Here is a 20,278-nt window from a genome sequence, read left to right as displayed (position 1 = left end):
TCACGCAGCTCCTTCTTGGTTGGGAGTTTCTTCTTCGCGGGACGGATCGATATCCATCGGGTAATCGCTGTCCGGCACATGCGCACGGCGCGCCAGACGCGAGAAGCTTTCAAGCGACAGCATCACCGCACCGACGACCGCAAGGAACACGCCAAGGTCAAAGCCCATGGCCGAGGCCAGTTCGAACTTTTCCATCGGCGGGATGCGGAAGTAGCCAAACGACGATGTCAGGAATTCGTGACCGGTGAACCATGCGCCGATACCCGTCAGGCCCGCTGCCAGAACACCTGCGCCAATGATCCCGTGGTACGGATACCGCTGACGATCAGACGCCCATGCGAAACCCGACGCCATATACTGCATCACCACCGCAATCGCGACGACCAGACCGGCGATAAAGCCGCCACCCGGTTCGTTGTGACCGCGCAGGAAGATGTAAACACCCACCAGCAGGACAACCGGCATCATGATGCGTGTCAGAACAACCATCATCGTCGGGTGACGGTCGCCCGCCAATGGTTTGTCCGGCACACGGTTCAGCAACCGCGCGCGCACAGGACCATTCAGCAGCGTTTCGGTCAGGGCATAGATAACCAGCGCCGCAATCCCCAGAACGATGATTTCACCGAAGGTATCAAAGCCACGGAAATCAACGAGGATCACGTTCACGACGTTGGTGCCGCCGCCGCCTTTGTAGGAATTCGCCAGATGGTATTCCGAGATCGAATTCTGAACGAAATCGCCCAGCAACAGATGATAGGTTAGCGCCGCGGCACCCAGACCGCCCAACACGGCAACAACCGCATTGCCCAGCTTGTGACCTGCGCTGCTTTCGGCAGGCGTCACATCCGGCAGGAAGTTCAGCGCCAGCAGCATCAGGATGATCGTCACCACCTCGACCGAGATCTGCGTCATCGCAAGGTCAGGCGCGCTGAAGTAGGCGAAACCGACGGATACCACCGTGCCGATGATCCCCATCAGGATCAGGGCAACCAGACGGTCACGGTGTTTGAACACAAGGAACAACGTCGCCGCGACCAGTGCGACCCAGCCCAGCAAGGCGACCTCGGTCATGGGCTGCGGTTCGAACACGCGGCCACCGGAGTTGCCGGTCATCCATGCGTGCCCCGCCAGCGCGGTGATGGTCAGCGACAGGATCGCCGCGTAGCGGGTGAATGCGCCGTCATGCAGGGTGGCCGTGATCTTTTCCGCAAGGCCCGCGAAGAACGCGACGATGCCTTCGAAGATGGTCTTGGCCTCGGGGCGCGGGGTGGCATCCCATGCCGCCTGCGCACCTTTGTGGATTGCCAACAGGATCAGACCGCCAACAACCGCAATGATCGACATGAACAGCGGTGTTTTAAAGCCGTGCCAGATCGCAAGGTGATAGTCCGGCACCGCATAGACACCGCCCAGAACGGCGCCAGCGACTGACTTGACCAGCGGCTCGACCAGGAACGGCGCAACACCGATGATGACGACCAGTGTCACCAGCAGCGCGGGCGAGAACCACATGCCTTTGTTCGGATCATGCGGATGGCCCGGATAATCGTCGCGCTTGGGTCCAAAGAAGGTGTGCACGATAAAGCGGAAGGAATAGGCCGCCGAGAACAGCGCGCCGAACGTGGCAATCGCAGGCACCAGCCAATGCGGCCCGAACAGCTGCGTCTCCAGCGTTTCCCCCAGCATCATTTCCTTCGAGATGAAGCCGTTGAACAGCGGGATACCCGCCATCGACAGCGCCGCGACAGTCGCGATCGCCGCCGTGATCGGCATCAGGTGACGCAGACCGCCAAGGCGGCGGATGTCACGCGTGTGCGCCTCGTGATCGACAATACCTGCCGACATGAAGAGCGCGGCCTTGAACGTCGCGTGGTTCAGGATGTGGAAGACCGCCGTCAGCACACCAAAGGCCGTACCTGTGCCCAAAAGCATCGTGATCAGGCCCAGATGCGACACGGTCGAAAACGCCAGAAGCGCCTTCAGGTCATGTTTGAACAGCGCAATCACCGCGCCCAGAACCATGGTGATCAGGCCCGCGGTCGTCACGATGTAGAACCATTCGGGCGTGCCGGACAGAACCGGCCACATGCGCGCCATAAGGAAGATGCCGGCCTTAACCATCGTGGCTGAGTGCAGATAGGCAGAAACCGGTGTCGGCGCCGCCATCGCGTGCGGCAGCCAGAAGTGGAACGGGAACTGCGCGGATTTGGTGAAACAGCCCAACAGGATCAGGATCAGCGCAGGCACATACAGGTCTGACGACTGGATCGCCTCGCGGTTCTGCAGAATGACGCTCAGATCATACGACCCTGCGATCTGACCAAGGATCATCATGCCCCCGATCATCGCCAGACCGCCCATGCCCGTCACAGTCAGCGCCATACGCGCGCCCTGACGACCCTCGGGCAGATGTTTCCAATAGCCGATCAGCAGGAAGGATGACAAAGATGTCAGTTCCCAAAACACCAGCAACAGCAGGATGTTGTCGGACAGAACGATGCCCACCATCGCGCCCTGGAACAGCAAAAGATAGGTGAAGAACTCACCCATATTGTCATTCCGCGACAGGTAATAGCGCCCGTAAATGATGATCAGCGTCCCGATGCCGAGGATCAGCGCCGCAAAGAACGCACCAAGCGGATCCAGCATCAGGGTCACGTTCAACCCCAAGGCAGGAAGCCATTCGAAACGCTGGGTGATCACCTCTCCGGCCATCAGATCGGGGATGTTCGATATCAACCCGATCAAGGCAGTCAGCGTGACCGCAAGCGTTCCGCCAGCACAGGCCTGACGTCCGGCAGAGTTCAGAATACCTGGAAGAAGCGCGCCCAGAAATGGAAGGGCAACAATTAGAAGTAGCGACACGGGACCTCCTGCGGCGTGGCTGGGGATTCAGGCGTTAGTGCGAAAAATTCTGCAAATCCTCAAGACTAGAAGGAGCTTTTCCCCCAGTCTTTCGGATAGAATTGGTCCCGAAAGCGGAAAAATCCAGATTCCGGCGGATCGTTTCAGGGTTGAGCGGTAAAAAGGCGGTTACGCTGTTAAGGCCAACACAGGCCACTGGTCCACGGTTTCCAATCATCAAACGCCTCCTGCGATGGCGCAACCTGACCTCTGTGCTTTCGGCCAAAGCCGGCAGCGGGGGCGCGAGGGGTCAGGCAGCGCAACCTATGCATGAGAACGGTCAGACACCCGTGAATTGTAGTGCGTTTGACTAACCCTTTCGGATTATCAAACCTGAAGTCCCGCCACCCATGTGCCGCGCACAATCGGCGTGTTGCCGCGTGTCCCGACACGGATCACATCGGCCTTGCGGCCCTCGGCGATCCGGCCACGATCCATCAACCCGACCGCTGTCGCGGGCGCAGCCGTCACGGTGCGCACAGCACGGGGCAGATCGCCCCACATCTCGGCCAGCCTGAAGGCCGCGACGATCAGGCCGTAGGGCACATAATCGGACGACAGAATATCCAGCAGCCCCATCTCGGCCAGTTCCAGCGCTGATACGTTGCCCGAATGCGACCCGCCACGAATGACATTGGGCGCGCCCATCATCACGGCGATCCCGTGATCGTGGCAGGCTTGCGCGGCCTCGACCGTGGTTGGAAATTCAGCCAGCTTGATCCCGTGCGCCGCCGATCGCGCGACCTGTTCGGCGGTCGTGTCGTCATGGCTGGCCAGCACGGCGCCAAAACGGTCGGCATTGGCAATGGCGCCTGCCTCGTGCGCATCGCCAAAACGGTCCCGCAGGCTTTTGAGGCTGGCGACATGTTCGATGAACTGTTCGCCGTTCATGTTGTGCTTGCCACGCACATATTGTTCCAGCTTGGCCATATCGCGGAACTGGCGCTGGCCCGGCGTGTGATCCATCAAGCTGACCAGTCCGATCCGGTCATCCGGTCCGAACTTGGCCATTTCCGCCAGCAGGGTTTCCGAGCAAACCTCGGCCCGCAGATGCAGTAGATGACGGATACGCAGCGCCCCTGCATCCCGAAGCGCCAGCATTTCCGATGCCAGATCACGGGCGTATTCGGTATAGCGGCCCTCTTGACTGGTGATCGACCCGACCCGCATCGCATCGAACACAGTGGTTACCCCGCAAGACGCCAGTTCGCCGTCATGGGCCAGAATGGCGGCCTCGTGTGGCCAATGAACCTTGGGTCTCGGCTGCATGTGACGTTCCAGATTGTCGGTGTGCAACTCCACCAACCCCGGCAGCAGATAGTCGCCGCGGAAATCCACCGCCCCCGCAGGCACCTTGTCGCCTTCGACAATCGCGGCAATCGTGCCATTGTCGATTTCGATACGCCCGCGCATCACACGATCAGGCAATACAATATGCGCATTGGCCAAAACGCCGTCGCATGTCATTTGAGGATCATCCTGAAGCGCCATTGAGGCCATAATAGAGGAATGCATGTCCATGTCAGAATACTCGCGCTTTGCGGTTTACTTTTTGCCCGAAGGCGATCTGGCCGAATTCGGCGCAACCTGGTTGGGTTGGGATGTGGATCAGGGCGCGCCCGTGGCGCAGCCCCGCGTGGATCCGCTGGGTGACAGGATCGAAAAGATCACGAACAGCCCGCGCAAATACGGGTTTCATGCGACGATCAAACCGCCGTTCCGGTTGGCCGATGGCGTGTCGCAAAGGGATGTCGAAGACGCGATGGCCGAATTCGCCAGCAGCTTTGCGCCCGTCCACCTGCAATCCTTGGCCCTGTCCCAGATCGGACGGTTCCACGCGCTTTGCCCGACCGGCGATGTGACCGCGCTGAACGCCATGGCCGCGGCCTGCGTGACCGAGTTTGACCATCTGCGCGCGCCTTTGACCGACGATGAACTGGCCCGCCGCCGCAAACACCGCCTGACCGACGCGCAAGACGCGCTGTTGGAAAAGTGGGGCTATCCCTATGTGCTGAACGAATTCCGCTTTCACATGACCCTGACCGGATCGGTCAAAGACACAGACCGCCCCGACGTGCTGGCCGCGCTGGACAGCGTCGTGCCGGACTTGCCACAGCCCTACGCACTGCAGGGCATCGCGCTGGTGGGCGAACGGGCGGACGGGATGTTCCAGACAATCCATCGCTACACCTTTTCCGGATAAAGATGACCCAGAACGACGGCCAGCGTATCTTCTAGCGCCCCGTCGTTCGACACGTTGATCACCCCGACACCTTGCGGAATTTCCGCATCTGCACGACCAAGACGCGCGGCGATGCCCTCGGGCGCTTCCCGCCCGCGCTGTTCCAGACGCACGCGCAGGGTGTCGGCACTGGCTGTGACGTTAAAGACGACCATGTCAGAAAACACGCGACGCGCCTCGGGCAGCATGGTGCGTGACAGGTTGGCCACCATATCCTGCCCCATAGCCAACTGATCCAGAACCGTTCTCGGCACGCCATAGTGCAACCCGTGCGACTGCCACGTCATGCAAAAGGCCCCGCTGGCCTTCGCATCCCGAAATTCATCCTCGGTCATTAGGGTTTGGGGTTCGCTGCCATCGTCATGTGGCCGCGTGATGGCCCGATTCACCCATGCGATTTCAGGCCGTGCCCTTAAAAGCGCTGAGATTACGCTGTCCTTCCCGACGCCGGACGGGCCGACAAATATGATCATCCGGCCTGTCATCGGCCCCGACCCTGACGCGCTGAACAGCCGATTTCGCACCCGTGCTTTGTTTGCCAGCGTGGATGTGCAAAGCTGTCTTCATTCAGAAAACAAGGCCTTTTGTTCATAGGATGTGGATCATGGAATATTACGTGATGTTGTTCGCGCTGGTCTTCGTGTTCGCCTTTGCGGTGCTGAACCGGATACTTGGCGGATCGCGGCGCGGCGATGACGGTGGCAGCTATAGCGATGGCGGCAGCTGGTTTTCGGGTTGGGGCGACGGCTGTGGGGGCGACGGCGGCGGGGATGGCGGCGACTAGGCCCACCATTCGGACTTCGTGCGAACGGCGGTAATCCTGCCCCCTCGGCCCAAGACCGCCCTGCTGCCACTCAGTTTCTTTGAAATCGATGCATTCCATAGCCATCTCGACTCGGCCAATTACTATACAACTATACAAATCCGAAAATTTACTTTAGGTCCAGCAAAAGATTTGCCACAAGGTTTCGCTATGCCCTCGGACCGCAAAACACCCCTTTGGGAATCCATCGCAAACGACCTGCGCGACGCGATCGCGGCGGGGCATTACAAGCCGGGCGACAAGCTTCCGACCGAGGCCGAACTGGCCGCGCGCTTTGGCGTCAATCGCCATACGGTGCGTCAGGCGCTGTCCCATTTGATTGATGCCAAGATCGCCCATTCGCGGCGCGGCGCGGGGACCTTTGTTCTGGCCAAGCCTACGGAATATCCCATCGGCAAACGGGTGCGCTTTCATCAGAACATAACCGCATCAGGCCAGCGCCCGACCAAGTCGCATTTGTCCATCGAAACCCGCGCCTGCGACGCCTCCGAGGCGCGGCTGCTGCAACTTGAGACAGGTGCGCCTGTGGTCGTCAGCACCGGCATATCCTTGGCCGATGCCCTGCCCGTCGCGATGTTTCAAAGCGTCTACCCCGCAGATCGCCTGCCCGGATTTTCCGACGCATTGGCTGCGCATTCCAGCGTGACAAAAGCCTTGGAAGCCTGCGGTGTGACCGACTACACCCGCGCGTCGACGCGCATCTCGGCTACCGCCGCAACGGCAACCCAAGCCGCCGCGCTACAAATCGCCCAAGGCGCACCACTGGTCTTTTCGACCTCGGTCAACGTGGATGATCAAGGCGTGCCGGTCGAGTTCGGCAAAACATGGTTTCCCGGCGACCGCGTTACGCTGACGTTTGATGAGTAGGCACGGCAGACAGCCCTACGCGGAGCACTGGAAAATCGGTAAGTGGATCAAATGAGGCCTAGTCGCCGCCATCGCCCCCACCATCACCGCTGGAACCATCGACAAACCATTCGCCGCCTTTTTTCTCTGGGTGCGTGCGGGATGTCCGTTCAGTGCCATCAAAGTCGGTCCAGACATAGGTGCCATCGTCCCTCCGACGCAGACTGTCACGACGTTTATGCTTACGGCGCGCATCCCAAGCAGCGTAAGCGACAATCACACCAAAAATAATGTAATAAAGTACTTCTAAAGCGCCCAAAATCTGCCTCTGCATTTACTAAAGGCCTTATTCGCGAAAGCCTGTCATATGCGACCCAGAAGAAAAAAGTGCATTGGTCGAAATGACAGGAATTCGATCAACCAAACAGACACAACCACCTGCGATTTATCCACAAACTTACCCACAGGGCAAAAGTTACCCACAGCCTGCATATTGAACAACTTGGGGCTTTCTCCACAACTTATTGCGTGTTTCACAAAAATATCGCTTTACAGAATGCCCCTACCACATGCACCATATCTAGTAAGGACAGCGGAAATCCCCGCTGATCCTAGAGCAGGCACCTAGCCTTTGGGGACGCTGCCAGTCCCTCGGCTAAAAGAAAAGAGGTGGCGCATGGCACTGTCCGAGCAGTATCTCGAAGAAGACATTCACCCCATCGACATCGTCGAACACATTGCCAATCATCACGATTGGGATTTCGACCGTATCGGCGACGATCAGATCGCAATGGCTGTAGAAGGCCAGTGGCGGACCTATTCGATCACGTTGGCGTGGTGTGCATATGACGAAACGCTTCGTCTGATCTGTACCTTTGAAATGGAGCCTCCGGAAGACACACTTCCAGCGCTGTACGACGGGTTGAACCGCGTCAACGACCAGTGCTGGGCCGGTTCGTTTTCCTACTGGACCGACCAGAAACTGATGGTCTACCGCTATGGTCTGGTTCTGGCGGGTGGCCAGGTGGCCAGCCCCGATCAGATCGACACGATGATCAACGCAGCAGTTCTGTCGGCTGAACGCTACTACCCCGCGTTCCAGCTGATCTGCTGGGGCAATCGCCCCCCGAAAGAGGCGATGCAAATCGCGATTGCCGAAGCGTACGGCACCGCCTGATCACAGGCGACACAAGATGACCACCGCGCCCCCTTGGTTCGGGGCGGGTCAGGCCGCGACCCTTGCAGCCCGCTTTCATGCCGCGTAACGCTTGACCCAAGCGACAAACGGCAGGAGGCACAGATGCAAGACAGCGATATCGCCCATCGGGGACTTGTCCTTTTGGGATGCGGCAAGATGGGCTCGGCCATGTTGGCCGGTTGGCTGGAACGGGGATTGCCCGCCAGCAGCGTCTGGGTCTCGGACCCGAACCCGTCAGATTGGCTGATAGCACAGGGCGTTCACCTGAACACCGATTTGCCTGCCGCGCCCGCGATTGTTCTAGTCGCCGTCAAACCGCAAATCATGAAAGCGGCCCTGCCCAGCATGGCGCACATGGCGCACGGCGATACCGTGTTCCTGTCGGTCGCCGCGGGCATCCCGATTGCGGGCTTCGAAGACCTGCTTGGCGATGACACGCCCATCATCCGCGCAATGCCCAACACCCCCGCCGCCATTGCCCAAGGCATCACCGCCATCATCGGCAATGCGCGCAGCACGGACGCACAGTTGGATCAGGCCGAGCTGCTGTTGTCCGCCGTCGGTCAGGTCGTGCGGCTTGAGGATGAGGCGCAGATGGATGCGGTCACGGGCCTGTCCGGTTCCGGCCCGGCCTATGTGTTTCACATGATCGAATGCATGGCAGCCGCAGGCGAGGAACAGGGATTGTCGGCAGATCTGTCGATGAAACTCGCCATGGCGACGGTTGCGGGTGCTGGCGCACTGGCGATGCAGTCCGATGACAGCCCCGAACAACTGCGGATCAACGTGACCTCGCCCAACGGCACAACGCAGGCCGGGCTTGAGGTGTTGATGAACACGGACAGTGGCCTGCCCGATCTGATGCGCAAAACCGTGGCGGCAGCGGCGAACCGGTCCAAGGAACTGGCCAATGGCTGAGATCAGCTTTGACGACTTTCTAAAGGTCGACATCCGCGCGGGCACCGTTGTCCGCGCCGAACCCTTCCCCGAGGCCCGCAAACCCGCGATCAAACTCTGGATCAATTTCGGCCCCGAGATCGGTGAGAAAAAGACATCGGCCCAGATCACGGCGCATTATACACCCGAAACGCTGGTTGGTCGTCAGGTCATGGCCGTCGTGAACTTTCCGCCCCGCCAGATCGGGCCGTTCATGTCCGAGGTTCTGACCCTTGGCTGTTCTGACGAAGACGGCGGAATCGTGCTGCTGTCGCCGGATCAAACGGTGCCGAACGGATCACGAATGCATTGACGCTGCGGCGCGTCTTGACCTTAGGTCCATGTTTGCGGTTTGCTCGATAGACCTTTGGAGGCAGACATGCATCAACCAGCGATCACCGGCAGCGGCGTTTTCACGCCCGAGAACATCATCACCAATGACGAACTTGTGGCGTCCTACAACGCCCATGCCGATCTGTTTAATGAAACCCACGCAGACGAGATTGCCGCTGGCACGGTTGAGGCGAAACCGCACTCCAGCTCGGATTTCATCTTTTCCGCGTCGGGCATCGAACAGCGCTATGTGATGGAAAAAGAGGGAGTGCTGGACCCTGCCCGCATGTATCCGAACTTTGCGCCCCGCTCTGATGAAGAGCTGTCCATCATGGCCGAGATCGGCGTGAAAGCCTGCCAGATCGCGCTGGAAAACGCGGGCCGCGATGCCGAAGGCGTCGATCTGATCATCTGCGCCGCATCAAACCACGAACGCGCCTATCCTGCGATTGCGATCGAAATCCAGCAGGCGTTGGGGGCCGGTGGCTTTGCCTTTGATATGAACGTTGCCTGTTCGTCGGCCACCTTCGGTATTCAGGCCGCCGCTGACATGATCCGCTCCGGCAGCGTCCGCCGCGCGATTGTTGTGTCGCCTGAAATCACCTCGGGCCATCTGGAATGGCGTGACCGTGACTGCCACTTCATCTTTGGCGATGTGGCGACGGCTGTGGTTCTGGAACGCGCTGAAGATGCACAAGGCGCACATTTCCTTGTGCATTCCACCCGCTGCGGCACCCAGTTTTCCAACAATATCCGCAACAACAACGGCTTCCTGCGTCGCACGCACAACCAGATGGAAGACCGCCGCGACATGCAGTTCATGCAGAACGGCCGCAAGGTGTTCAAAGAGGTGCTGCCGCTGGTCGCGGGCCACATCGGTGGCCACATGGCAGAAGAAGGCTGGACCGCAGGCGATCTCAAACGCATGTGGCTGCATCAAGCGAACAAGTCGATGAACGACTTTATCGGCAAAAAGGTTCTGGGCCGCGTGCCAGAGCCGGAAGAACAGCCGAACATCCTACAAGACTACGCCAACACGTCATCCGCCGGATCGATCATCGCCTTTGCCAAGCATTCCGATGACCTGAAGCCGGGCGACAAAGGTGTGATCTGTTCGTTCGGGGCGGGCTATTCCGTCGGCTCGGTTCTGGTGGAACGCGCCTGAGGATTTACCAAGGCTGCAAAAAGGTAAGGTATTCCACCGCTCTTTCTGCGAAAGCAGATGTACTTGGTTACCCCAATTAGTGGTCCCTCAGGTTTTGACCAATCGGTTAATTGAGCAAATTAAATCACGCGTATTAAATATGTGGAAAACCGAATAAAAAATTAAGCCATTCAATTAAAAGCCAATATACTTCTGATATTCGATCTATTCCGAAAACAATTTCGTCAGATATTCGCGGATATCAATACGACACCTCTTCGCGCCAATGTTTTCGGCACAGGCTAACGTAGGTTTCGTTGCCGCCGATCTGCACCTGATCGCCGTCCTTCATTACTTTGCCGTTTTCGTCATGGCGCACCACCATCGTGGCCTTGCGACCACAGTGGCAGATCGTGCGCACTTCGCGCATGTCGTCAGCCAGCGCCAGAAGCGCCGCTGATCCGGGAAACAGCTTGCCCTGAAAATCAACGCGCAGCCCGTAGCACATCACAGGCACGCCCAGATCGTCTGCCACCCGCGCCAGTTGCCAGACCTGTTCTTCTGTTAGAAACTGCGCTTCGTCCACAAATACACAGGCCAAAGGCCCCTGCCCGACACGTTCACCGATCCGGTTGAACAATTCTGTCGTGCTGTCAAAGGTTTCCGCATCGCGCCCCAATCCGATCCGCGATCCGATCCGGCCCGTTCCCGCACGTGAATCAAAAGACGCGGTCAGAAGCATCACAGCCATCCCGCGTTCTTCGTAGTTATGTGCCGCCTGAAGCAACAGGGTCGATTTCCCTGCGTTCATCGTGGAGTACATGAAGTAGAGCTTTGCCATGGTGTTCTGATGCACGACCCGCAAAACGAGAGCAAGGCTGTGAAATTAAAGTTTTTCTTTCACTCTTGTTTTGAAATAAATAGAAGAGTTCGGAAACGTCAGACACTAAACACCATAGAAGTCCGAAACGTCCGCTGCTAATAAGCGAAACGAAATGGACCACACCCCAATAAGGAGTGACAATGTCGCAGGTCGGCAGGTATTTGAAAAAACATACAGAAGCACTCGTGAAAGACGTGGGCATCGAAGCCGCTTGTGAATTGACCGGCAAATCCAAAGCAACTCTGGGGCGCTATTATTCGCCCCATGACGAACATGCAGAACGGTTCATGCCTGTTGATGCGGTGGCGGCACTGGAAGCTGCGGCATCCTTCCCGCATGTGTCTGTGGCGCTTGCCGAACTTGGCGGTTTCGAACTGGATGTGACGGCATCACGGCGCAACGAAAAGACAACGGTCAAAGGCGACGTGAACGAAGACGTCATCCGCCTGTCGCGCCGCTTTGCGATGTTGATGACCGAGTATCACGCCTCGATCACCGACGGCACGATTACGGCGAATGAAGCGCAGCGTATTCTGAAAGAAACGGTGGCGCTGCAAAAGGTTCTGATCGACATCAAGCTGCATCTGGATCATGCCGAGCCCTGAGAGCACATTTCCTGCGTGGCGCCAGCCCGGCGTCACGGATGGACATGTGCCCGAACTTTTACAGACCACGCTGGGCGAACTGGATCTGGCAAAAACCAGCAAAGAAGTTTGGGGGACCATCCTTCAACTGGGAACGACTGTGCGGCTTCCCTACGTAGATCTGGTCTACAAAGCGCCCCATCAATCAGAGCAGGCCGCCACAGTCTGGAAGAACTACAATTCCGACTGGCTTGATCGTGCTCTTGGCACGTCGCACCAATGCCCCTGGACCGAATTCCGCGCGCCCCTGACCCAAGGGCTGACACCGCGCCTCGCAGGTCAGCAGTTTCTGGACAAAGACACCCAGACCACCGCCCATCTGGAAAGCGCCTACGAGGCCGCCGCCAGCAACGGCCTGACCTCAAGCTTTGTGGTGCCGGTCAGCATGCATGCGCCGCCTTACAAGGGCACCCTGTCATTTAGTGGTGACGCATCGCGGCGCGAAACACTGGCCATTCTGCGGGCCCATGGATGGGCCCTGCAAACTGTGGCGCTGGTCGGCTTCACCAAGCTGATCACAACGCAACTTCGTGAATTCAGCGCAGATGCCAATATCACCGAAAAACAATCCGATATCCTGCGCCTGCTGGGCGAAGGGCTGAAGGATCGTGAAATCGCGGACTGTCTTGGCGTGACGGTGTCCGCCGTGCGTCAGCGCATGACATCAATGTCCAGAAATACGGGCTTGCATTCCCGCGCTGAACTGGCGGCTCTGGCAATGTCGCTTGGTTTGCTGGGCGACCCTACACAGCCGCGCGAGGCGGGGGCACCGATCGGCCAGATCGAGCTTAAGACCGCTGCAAAACGCACCAGCGGCTGGGGCATTCGACGCCCCCAAGCACAGCGCTGAACCGTCCCCCGGAAATTGAAACGGGGCGCCCCAAGGGACGCCCCAACACTCGAAACCACGCTCACCCAAACGGGCCAAAGTCAAAAGTCTTTCCCGAAGGAAAGAAAAACCGCTACTGGAAGTCCCCGGTCCATGCTTCGACCCGAAATAGGATCGCGCTCACATAGCGGAAGATAAACTTTCGATAGTATTTTGTCTTTAGTTGCAGGTACGATCAGACCCGAAACTGGGCTTTTTCGACACAAATTTAGACGAAAACCTGTAATTTCTTATACATTCAAGCCCGAAAATGTCTCGGATTAGCGTCAGACGATTCGACCCCAGAGATCGTACTCGCTGGCCTCGTCCACCTCGACCGTCACGATTTGCCCTGGTTGAAGCGCCTCGTGGCCTTCGTCGATAAACAGGTTTCCGTCGATCTCCGGCGCATCCGCTTTGGTCCGGCAGGTGGCGGCGTCATCTTCGACCAGATCAACGATCACATCCATGGTCTGACCCACTTTGGCGGCCAGTTTCGCCTCGGAAATCGCCTGCGCCTTTTGCATGAAACGATCCCAACGATCCTGCTTCACGTCTTCGGGCACGTGATCCGGCAGGGCGTTCGACCGCGCGCCATCCACGTTTTCATATTGGAAGCAGCCAACGCGATCCAACTGTGCCTCATCCAGCCAATCCAGCAGCGTCTGGAACTCTTCCTCGGTCTCGCCCGGATAGCCCACGATAAAGGTCGACCGCAGGGTGATGTCCGGACAGATATCGCGCCACGCCTGAATTTCATCCAAGGTCCGCGACGCCGCCGCCGGACGCGCCATGCGCTTCAGCGTCTCGGGATGTGCGTGCTGGAACGGGATATCCAGATAGGGCAGCACCTTGCCCTCGGCCATCAGCGGGATCATGTCACGCACATGGGGGTACGGGTACACGTAGTGCATCCGCACCCAAGCGCCCAACGACCCCAGATCGCGCGCCAGATCGGTGATCGGGAACTTCACGTCGCGATCTTTCCAGTCGGTCCCATAGGCCGAAGTATCCTGCGAAATCACCAGCAGCTCTTTGACACCCGCCTCAACCAGCTTCTCTGCTTCGCGCATCACAGCGCGGTGTGGGCGCGACGCAAGCTTGCCGCGCATGTCGGGGATGATGCAGAACTTGCAGGCGTGATTACAGCCTTCCGAGATTTTCAGATAGCTGTAGTGGCGCGGCGTCAGGCTGACACCCGAGGCCGGCAGAAGATCCACAAAGGGATCAGGATCGGGCGGCACAGCGCCGTGAACAGCATCCAGCACCTGCTCGTACTGATGCGGGCCGGTGACCGCCAGAACCTTGGGATGCACACCGGTGATATATTCGGGCTCCGCGCCCAGACAGCCGGTCACGATGACCTTGCCGTTTTCATTCAGCGCCTCGCCAATCGCCTCAAGGCTTTCAGCCTTCGCGCTGTCCAGGAACCCGCAGGTGTTCACGATCACCGCATCTGCACCGCTATAGTCCGCCGAGATACCGTAACCCTCGGCCCGCAGCCGCGTCAGGATGCGTTCGCTATCCACAAGCGCCTTGGGGCAACCCAACGACACCATGCCGATGGTCGGCTGCCCATCGCGCCGCGTTTCGCTGATGCGGGCGCGGGCAAGGTCGGGGCGAAGATCAGGCGGGTTCTGTGACATGTGGGCGGCCTATCAGGTGGCAGAGTGGTCAGAGGCGGGGAAGTAAAACGGGCCACGCGTATCACGCATGGCCCTGAATTCAAAACTGCCGTGCATTTACATCACACGGCGGGAACGCTCAGCGACGACGGTCGCGGCGCGACGACATCGGCTGGAACGCAACGCCCACGTGGGCCTCGCAATAGGGCTTGCCCTGCTGAACAGGCAGACCGCAGAACCAGAAGTGTTCTGTCGCGGGGTCACCCACCGGCCATTTGCAAGTCCGTTCGGTCAGTTCCATCAGGCTCAGCTTCTTGGCCTTCTTCTCGACCTCGTTCACCTTGGCCAGCGCCTCGGGGCTTATCTCGTTGGCAGAGGGCTGCGGCGGCAGCGGCTGGCCCGCGGGAATGATCTTGTTGCGCGCCGAAATCGGCAACGCGCGCGGCTCGGCGCTTTCGGTCTTCAGATCAGGCTTGCTGTCCGCAGCAGGCTTCGGCGCGGGCGCCGCCTTGGGCGCTGCGGCCTTTGCCTTGGGCTTGGCTTCTGCCTTCGTGGCTGAGCTGTCCGAAGAAGACGCAGATGTCGAACCCGCACGGTTCGACAGGCCAAGCCGATGCACCTTGCCGATAACGGCATTCCGCGTCACACCGCCCAGTTCTTTGGCGATCTGGCTTGCGGATTGGCCTTCGCCCCACATCTTCTTCAGAAGTTCTACACGCTCGTCAGTCCAGGACATGAAGCTTCCTTATTGAAAAAGCGGCCCTGAGTATGCGGGCCGCCTGAAAATTCCGGTCAAGGCTCTATTCTAATCACTCAAACCCGAGTTACAAGCCGCAAGAAGACGTCAGAAAGGCAGGATATGAGCGAAACAGCACGTTATTCCCAAGGAACCCGTCGCTTTGGCAAGGTAAACTGGCTCGGGTTGTACACATTGGCCCAACGCGAAGCCCTGCGGTTCCTCAATGTCTGGACGCAAACGCTGCTGGCACCGCTGGTCACGGCCGGTCTCTTCATGGTGATCTTTTCCATCGCCATCGGCCCCCGCCGCGGCGATGTGATGGGCGTCCCCTTCACCCACTTCATCGCACCGGGCATTCTGATGATGACGGTGATCCAGAACGCCTTTGCCAACTGCTCGTCTTCGATCGTGATCTCCAAGGTGCAGGGCAACATCGTCGACACCCTCATGCCCCCGCTGTCCGGCGCGGAAATGGTGCTGGGCTATCTCGCAGGCGGCGTGATGCGCGGTGCCATCGTGGCCGTTGTCATCTCACTTGGCTTCGGCCTGACCCTGGGCCTCTGGCCGCAACACCCTCTGATCATGGCAGGTTTTGTCATCCTCGGCGCGGCGTTCCTGTCAGGCCTCGGCATGGTGGCCGGTGTCTTCGCCGACAAATTCGACCAGATGGCCGCGATCACCAACTTCATCGTCACGCCTCTGGCCTTCTTGTCAGGCACCTTCTACTCGGTCAGCGCCCTGCCACCTGTCTTGCGCGAAATCACCCATGTGAACCCGATCTTCTACCTGATCGACGGCGCACGCTACGGCATGATCGGCACATCAGACAGCAGCCCGGCCTTGGGCTTTGCCGTGGCCTTTGCCGCCACAGCGGCCATCCTGACCGTCGCATGGCTCATGTTCCGCAGCGGATATCGCCTGAAGAACTAGGTTTCAGCTGTCTGGAAATACTCCGGGGGTTTGGGGGCAGCGCCCCCAACCGGTCGCCTTGCGCAGCAAGGCGAAACCGTCACTTGCGCAAAGGCACGATCTGCTGGGCGATGCCCACAAAAATCAGATAGACCGACGTTACTACCAACCCCCAATGCGCCCAGCTTTCGGGGTGGAAATCGACCCAAGCCGCCCATCCCGCAAACACCGTCCACATCAGCGCCACAGGCAGCGACACCACCCGCCACCGTTCTGTTCGCACCGGATGGATGAATTTCAGCGGCAGGAACATCGCCACCGACAGCGCCGCGACAATCGCCACGATCACCATGAACTCGGGCCGGATCGCGAACATCACCAACACCAGCATGTTCCAGCAGCCCGGAAAACCATGAAACGAATTGTCGTCCGTCTTCATCCGCGTGTCCGCGAAATACATGGCCGAGGCAAAGGTGATCGCGATGATCGCAAACCACCCCGTCCAACCGGGCAATAGTCCTGAGTGGAACAACGCAAAGGCCGGAATGAAGACATAGGTCAGATAGTCGATGATCAGATCCAGCAGCACACCGTCAAAACGCGGCGCGTTGGTTTTCACATCGTACTTCCGCGCCAAGGGGCCATCGATGCCATCCACGGCAAAGGCCACCACCAGCCACAGGAACATGATCGACCACTCTTCCTGCACAGCCGCCAGCATCGCCAACATAGCGAAAACGGCACCAGAGGCCGTCAGCAGGTGAACCAGCAAAGCTTTCATTCGGATCGTCATCGGACTGTCATGGCGGAATTCGTATACAAGCGCAAATACTCATCCGGCCTATTGGACGATTGTCTGCATACCAATGGCCTTAGCTATCCTTCGCCGCAGGGGGCTTCCGCATCCAGTGCGCCAGTTGCGACAACTCTGCACCAACGCCCTCTTCCACCCGATCCGCCGCCCGCAGGCGCACGTCTTCAGTCTTGTTCTGGTTCAGCTTGAAGGTGCTATCCACCTCTTCGATCACAAAGCGGAATGGCAGGATCATGCGCCAGAACTTGGTCAGCAAATCATCACTCACCTTGTCTATGGTCCAAGGCGCTTTGTCCAAACGCCCTTCAAAAAACGCCGATTGCGCGGCCACCATGGGCTCTAAAGCATCCTCGGGCAAAGGTTCCAACCGCCCCGTCAGATGCACCGTGATATAGTTCCACGTGGGCACCTGATCCTCGGCCCCGTACCAATCCGGAGAAATATATCCATCCGGCCCGTTGACCGCGATCCGCGCGGCACAGCCCTCTTTCGCGGCACGACAAATCGGGTTGGACCGCACTAGGTGCAACTGCGCCTCGGTCCGGGCTTCATTCAGCAAAAACGGGACATGAGACAAAAGCGGCGCTCCATCAGAGCTAACCGCCAACATGCCAAAACTTCGCTCGACCGCGAAATCCAAGGCCGTTTGCGTATCGGTGCCACGAAAAGACGGATTAGGATGCATCTGACAAATTCCTAAGAAAAGCCCGTTGAGCTTAAAGGATGCCACCCGAAAAGAAAGTGCTGGGTTGCGATGCCCGGTCAACCGCCGCAAGCACAATGGCCGCATTCGCCTCGGGATCGTTAGAACCATTGACCTCGACATCATAGTTCAGCCCGTGATGAACCGTATCGAAGTCCCTCGCAGCGCTGCCTTTGGGCCTATCCCCTCGACGACATTCTCGGTCATTCAACGTGTCTTTGTCCGTGTGAACACCGACGAACAGAACTTGATGTCCGGCGAACAGCGCCTGCAATTCCTTATGCCATTCGGGATCATCCAGAATGTGTTCGACAATCAGGTCATTTCCCGCATTCGCAAATGCCGCGAAACTGGCGTGCAGACCTTGGAAAACGTGGCTTCTCTGGGATGACCAATCTCGGTCCAGATCAAATGCTCCGTTATCGCGAAACGTATCAAACGACAGCTGAACATATGGCCTGTCAGAGGCATCACGGATTGCACGGGCCAGCGTGGTTTTGCCACTGCTGGACGCCCCGTGAAGGAATATGATCAGGGACATGCCACCAATTGCCCGCCCTTATGGCCGGCAATCGCCACCTCGACGATCTGGCCCACCGGTTGCGGCGTGGCAAAGCTGACTTCGGTGAACTGTTCTGTCCGCCCCATATCCGCCGCTTCCAACAGCACCTGATGGGTGCGCCCGACTTGCGCCGACAGGTGGCGTTCGACGGCCAGATCACCGGCCTCGCGCAGACGGCGGGCGCGGTCCTTGATCGCTTTGCCATTTACCTGCGGCATCCGCGCGGCGGGGGTGCCTTGGCGGGGGCTGTAGGGGAAGACGTGCAGCCATGTCAGCGCGCAGTCCTCGACCAGTTTCAGCGAGTTTTCGAAATGCGCCTCGGTCTCGGTCGGGAAGCCCGCGATGATATCGGCGCCAAAGGTCATCTCGGGGCGCAGCTTGCGCGCCTCTTCCGAGAACCGGATCGCATCATCGCGCAGGTGACGGCGCTTCATGCGTTTCAGGATCAGGTCATCGCCATGCTGCAAGGACAGGTGCAGATGCGGCATCAAACGCGGCTCGGTCGCAATCGCCTGCATCAGATTTTCATCCACCTCGATGGAATCGATCGACGAAATGCGCAGACGCGGCAGATCGGGCACCAGCTTCAGGATGCGCATGACAAGATCGCCCAGTTTGGGCTCCGCAGGCAGATCCGCGCCCCAGGACGTCAGATCAACGCCGGTCAGCACGACCTCGTTATAGCCCTGATCCACCAGCCGCTTGATCTGATCCACCACAACGCCTGCGGGGACAGACCGCGAATTGCCGCGACCATAGGGGATGATGCAGAACGTACAGCGGTGATCGCAGCCGTTCTGAACCTGCACATAGGCGCGGCTGCGGGTGCCGAACCCGTCAATCAGGTGATTGGCTGTTTCCGTCACCGACATGATGTCGTTGACCTGCACACGTTCGGTATCGCCAATGAAATCAGCGGCCATTCCGGCCCATGTCTCGGGCGACATTTTTTCGGTATTGCCGATGACCGTGTCGACCTCGGCCATGGCGGCAAAGGTTTCTGGCTCGGTCTGGGCGGCGCAGCCCGTTACGATCAGCTTGGCATCGGGATTTTCACGGCGCAGGCGGCGGATTTCCTGACGCGCCTTGCGCACAGCCTCGGCCGTCACAGCGCAGGTGTTGATCACCACAGCATCCGATACGCCGGCCTCTTCGGCCATACGCTTCATCGCTTCGGTTTCATAGGCGTTCAACCGGCAACCAAGCGTGGTAAACTTGGGCACGCCTGTCATGTGTTCGCCTCAAGCCATTCCGGTGTCAGAACGCCGTCAAACACATGCGCGGTGCCGCCTGTCATCCAGACACCATCGTCACGCCAGTCGATCCACAGCGTGCCGCCGTCCAGATCAATCTGCACCTTGCGCCCCGTCAGCCCGCGACGCGCGGCAGCAACCGCCGTCGCGCAGGACGACGAACCAGAGGCCAGCGTAACGCCCACGCCCCGTTCCCACACCCGCATGCGCAGGTGATCAGGCCCCACAACATGGGCGACCTGCACATTGGTGCGCTGCGGATAAAGCGGATGATGTTCGTGTTTCGCGCCAAAGCTGGGCAGATCGACCGCCTCGGCATCTTCCACAAAGAAGGTGCAATGCGGGTTGCCCATGCCAGTCGCCGTCGGCGCACCGTCAATTGGCAGTTCCAGCGTGTCCATCTCATGGGCCAGCGGAATGTCCTGCCAGTCTAGCTGAGGCTGCCCCATGTTCACCGACACAAGACCGCCCTCGCCCCGCACCGCAGCCAGTTCGCCGCGATCGGTGGTCAGCGTCAGACTGTCACGACCGGATTCGTCCATCAGATAGGCCGCAATGCACCGAGTCGCATTGCCACATGCCGCCGAGGTCGATCCATCAGAATTATAAAACGTCAGATGCGCATCGCCCGTGCCGCGCGCCTCGATCAGTGCAAGTTGATCGAATCCCACACCAAAATTCCGGTGCCCGATGGCCTGCGCCAAGGCAGGTGTCACATCAATTTCGCGCACACGCCCATCCAGCACGACAAAATCATTGCCGAGCCCGTGCATTTTCATAAAGCCGAGGCCACTGTCACGCATCTGTTCCATAGCCCGCATATACGCCTGCTGGCTTGGGCTTTCCAGT

General features: G+C 59.0%; 22 protein-coding genes. 10 read left to right on the top strand and 12 right to left on the bottom strand.

Annotated elements, in window-relative coordinates:
* A complete protein-coding gene (locus AC4FIA_RS15990) occupies nt 1-2,868 on the bottom strand; it encodes a monovalent cation/H+ antiporter subunit A (RefSeq protein ID WP_287476232.1) in 2,868 nt (955 codons plus the stop codon).
* 366 nt (nt 2,869-3,234) lie between these two features.
* Nucleotides 3,235-4,374, bottom strand: a complete 1,140-nt coding sequence (locus tag AC4FIA_RS15985) for an alpha-D-ribose 1-methylphosphonate 5-triphosphate diphosphatase (RefSeq protein ID WP_490366697.1) — start codon at nt 4,372-4,374, stop codon at nt 3,235-3,237.
* A gap of 52 nt (nt 4,375-4,426) precedes the next feature.
* Here AC4FIA_RS15985 and AC4FIA_RS15980 point away from each other — a divergent pair, with 52 nt between their 5' ends.
* A complete protein-coding gene (locus AC4FIA_RS15980) occupies nt 4,427-5,110 on the top strand; it encodes a DUF1045 domain-containing protein (protein ID WP_490366671.1) in 684 nt (227 codons plus the stop codon).
* On the opposite strand, the gene phnN is transcribed toward AC4FIA_RS15980, so the two are convergent.
* On the bottom strand, nt 5,092-5,634 hold the full coding sequence (gene phnN, locus AC4FIA_RS15975; protein ID WP_490366670.1) for a phosphonate metabolism protein/1,5-bisphosphokinase (PRPP-forming) PhnN: 543 nt from the start codon (nt 5,632-5,634) through the stop codon (nt 5,092-5,094). The genes AC4FIA_RS15980 and phnN overlap by 19 nt on opposite strands.
* A gap of 119 nt (nt 5,635-5,753) precedes the next feature.
* Here phnN and AC4FIA_RS15970 point away from each other — a divergent pair, with 119 nt between their 5' ends.
* Together AC4FIA_RS15970 and phnF are read left to right on the top strand one after the other, a co-directional pair.
* Nucleotides 5,754-5,933 carry a hypothetical protein gene (locus AC4FIA_RS15970; protein WP_490366669.1) on the top strand — a complete coding sequence of 60 codons (180 nt, stop codon included), beginning with the start codon at nt 5,754-5,756 and terminating at the stop codon, nt 5,931-5,933.
* 189 nt (nt 5,934-6,122) lie between these two features.
* The gene (phnF, locus tag AC4FIA_RS15965; RefSeq protein ID WP_490366668.1) at nt 6,123-6,839 is read left to right on the top strand and encodes a phosphonate metabolism transcriptional regulator PhnF; all 717 of its coding nucleotides are present in this window, start codon (nt 6,123-6,125) and stop codon (nt 6,837-6,839) included.
* 58 nt (nt 6,840-6,897) lie between these two features.
* Here the strand turns inward: phnF and AC4FIA_RS15960 are convergent, their stop codons facing one another.
* Complete coding sequence (locus tag AC4FIA_RS15960; RefSeq protein ID WP_490366667.1) at nt 6,898-7,152, bottom strand: hypothetical protein; 255 nt, start codon at nt 7,150-7,152, stop codon at nt 6,898-6,900.
* Nucleotides 7,153-7,494: 342 nt separating this feature from the next.
* Between AC4FIA_RS15960 and AC4FIA_RS15955 the strand changes: the two genes are divergently transcribed.
* The 4 genes from AC4FIA_RS15955 to AC4FIA_RS15940 all read left to right on the top strand — a co-directional run bounded on the left by AC4FIA_RS15955 (nt 7,495) and on the right by AC4FIA_RS15940 (nt 10,450).
* Entirely contained in the window at nt 7,495-7,995 is a 501-nt protein-coding gene (locus tag AC4FIA_RS15955) for a type III secretion system chaperone family protein (RefSeq protein WP_103911286.1), read from the top strand.
* A gap of 123 nt (nt 7,996-8,118) precedes the next feature.
* A complete protein-coding gene (gene proC / locus AC4FIA_RS15950) occupies nt 8,119-8,934 on the top strand; it encodes a pyrroline-5-carboxylate reductase (protein ID WP_490366666.1) in 816 nt (271 codons plus the stop codon).
* On the top strand, nt 8,927-9,265 hold the full coding sequence (locus AC4FIA_RS15945) for a tRNA-binding protein (RefSeq protein WP_490366665.1): 339 nt from the start codon (nt 8,927-8,929) through the stop codon (nt 9,263-9,265). The genes proC and AC4FIA_RS15945 overlap by 8 nt, the downstream gene beginning before the upstream one ends.
* 66 nt (nt 9,266-9,331) lie before the next feature.
* A complete protein-coding gene (locus AC4FIA_RS15940) occupies nt 9,332-10,450 on the top strand; it encodes a beta-ketoacyl-ACP synthase III (protein WP_490366664.1) in 1,119 nt (372 codons plus the stop codon).
* Nucleotides 10,451-10,691: 241 nt separating this feature from the next.
* Here AC4FIA_RS15940 and AC4FIA_RS15935 read toward each other — a convergent pair whose 3' ends face one another.
* The gene (locus AC4FIA_RS15935) at nt 10,692-11,270 is read right to left on the bottom strand and encodes a thymidine kinase (protein ID WP_490366663.1); all 579 of its coding nucleotides are present in this window, start codon (nt 11,268-11,270) and stop codon (nt 10,692-10,694) included.
* Between the two features lie 182 nt (nt 11,271-11,452).
* Here AC4FIA_RS15935 and AC4FIA_RS15930 point away from each other — a divergent pair, with 182 nt between their 5' ends.
* The gene (locus AC4FIA_RS15930; RefSeq protein ID WP_287476248.1) at nt 11,453-11,917 is read left to right on the top strand and encodes a hypothetical protein; all 465 of its coding nucleotides are present in this window, start codon (nt 11,453-11,455) and stop codon (nt 11,915-11,917) included.
* Nucleotides 11,918-11,963: 46 nt separating this feature from the next.
* Complete coding sequence (locus AC4FIA_RS15925; RefSeq protein WP_490366662.1) at nt 11,964-12,806, top strand: helix-turn-helix transcriptional regulator; 843 nt, start codon at nt 11,964-11,966, stop codon at nt 12,804-12,806.
* A 305-nt stretch (nt 12,807-13,111) separates the two neighbouring features.
* Here AC4FIA_RS15925 and rimO read toward each other — a convergent pair whose 3' ends face one another.
* Together rimO and AC4FIA_RS15915 are read right to left on the bottom strand one after the other, a co-directional pair.
* Nucleotides 13,112-14,470 carry a 30S ribosomal protein S12 methylthiotransferase RimO gene (gene rimO / locus AC4FIA_RS15920; protein WP_473030983.1) on the bottom strand — a complete coding sequence of 453 codons (1,359 nt, stop codon included), beginning with the start codon at nt 14,468-14,470 and terminating at the stop codon, nt 13,112-13,114.
* Nucleotides 14,471-14,588: 118 nt separating this feature from the next.
* Complete coding sequence (locus AC4FIA_RS15915; protein WP_287476252.1) at nt 14,589-15,185, bottom strand: GcrA family cell cycle regulator; 597 nt, start codon at nt 15,183-15,185, stop codon at nt 14,589-14,591.
* A 123-nt stretch (nt 15,186-15,308) separates the two neighbouring features.
* Between AC4FIA_RS15915 and AC4FIA_RS15910 the strand changes: the two genes are divergently transcribed.
* Nucleotides 15,309-16,118: an ABC transporter permease gene (locus AC4FIA_RS15910; protein ID WP_287476254.1), complete on the top strand. Its 810-nt coding sequence runs from the start codon at nt 15,309-15,311 to the stop codon at nt 16,116-16,118.
* Between the two features lie 79 nt (nt 16,119-16,197).
* Here the strand turns inward: AC4FIA_RS15910 and AC4FIA_RS15905 are convergent, their stop codons facing one another.
* The 5 genes from AC4FIA_RS15905 to dapF all read right to left on the bottom strand — a co-directional run bounded on the left by AC4FIA_RS15905 (nt 16,198) and on the right by dapF (nt 20,250).
* Nucleotides 16,198-16,890: a CDP-alcohol phosphatidyltransferase family protein gene (locus tag AC4FIA_RS15905; RefSeq protein ID WP_490366661.1), complete on the bottom strand. Its 693-nt coding sequence runs from the start codon at nt 16,888-16,890 to the stop codon at nt 16,198-16,200.
* 79 nt (nt 16,891-16,969) lie between these two features.
* A complete protein-coding gene (locus tag AC4FIA_RS15900; RefSeq protein WP_490366660.1) occupies nt 16,970-17,596 on the bottom strand; it encodes an FMN-binding negative transcriptional regulator in 627 nt (208 codons plus the stop codon).
* Between the two features lie 31 nt (nt 17,597-17,627).
* The gene (locus AC4FIA_RS15895) at nt 17,628-18,155 is read right to left on the bottom strand and encodes a chloramphenicol phosphotransferase CPT family protein (RefSeq protein ID WP_490366659.1); all 528 of its coding nucleotides are present in this window, start codon (nt 18,153-18,155) and stop codon (nt 17,628-17,630) included.
* Nucleotides 18,146-19,408, bottom strand: a complete 1,263-nt coding sequence (mtaB, locus tag AC4FIA_RS15890) for a tRNA (N(6)-L-threonylcarbamoyladenosine(37)-C(2))-methylthiotransferase MtaB (protein ID WP_490366658.1) — start codon at nt 19,406-19,408, stop codon at nt 18,146-18,148. The genes AC4FIA_RS15895 and mtaB overlap by 10 nt, the downstream gene beginning before the upstream one ends.
* Nucleotides 19,405-20,250 (bottom strand): diaminopimelate epimerase, encoded by an 846-nt coding sequence (gene dapF, locus AC4FIA_RS15885; RefSeq protein ID WP_490366657.1) that lies wholly within the window; start codon nt 20,248-20,250, stop codon nt 19,405-19,407. Before dapF ends, mtaB begins: the two co-directional genes overlap by 4 nt.
* Between the last annotated feature and the right edge of the window lie 28 nt (nt 20,251-20,278).

The organism is Thalassococcus sp., assembly GCF_982780845.1.
This window is presented reverse-complemented; position numbering and strand designations above follow the sequence as displayed.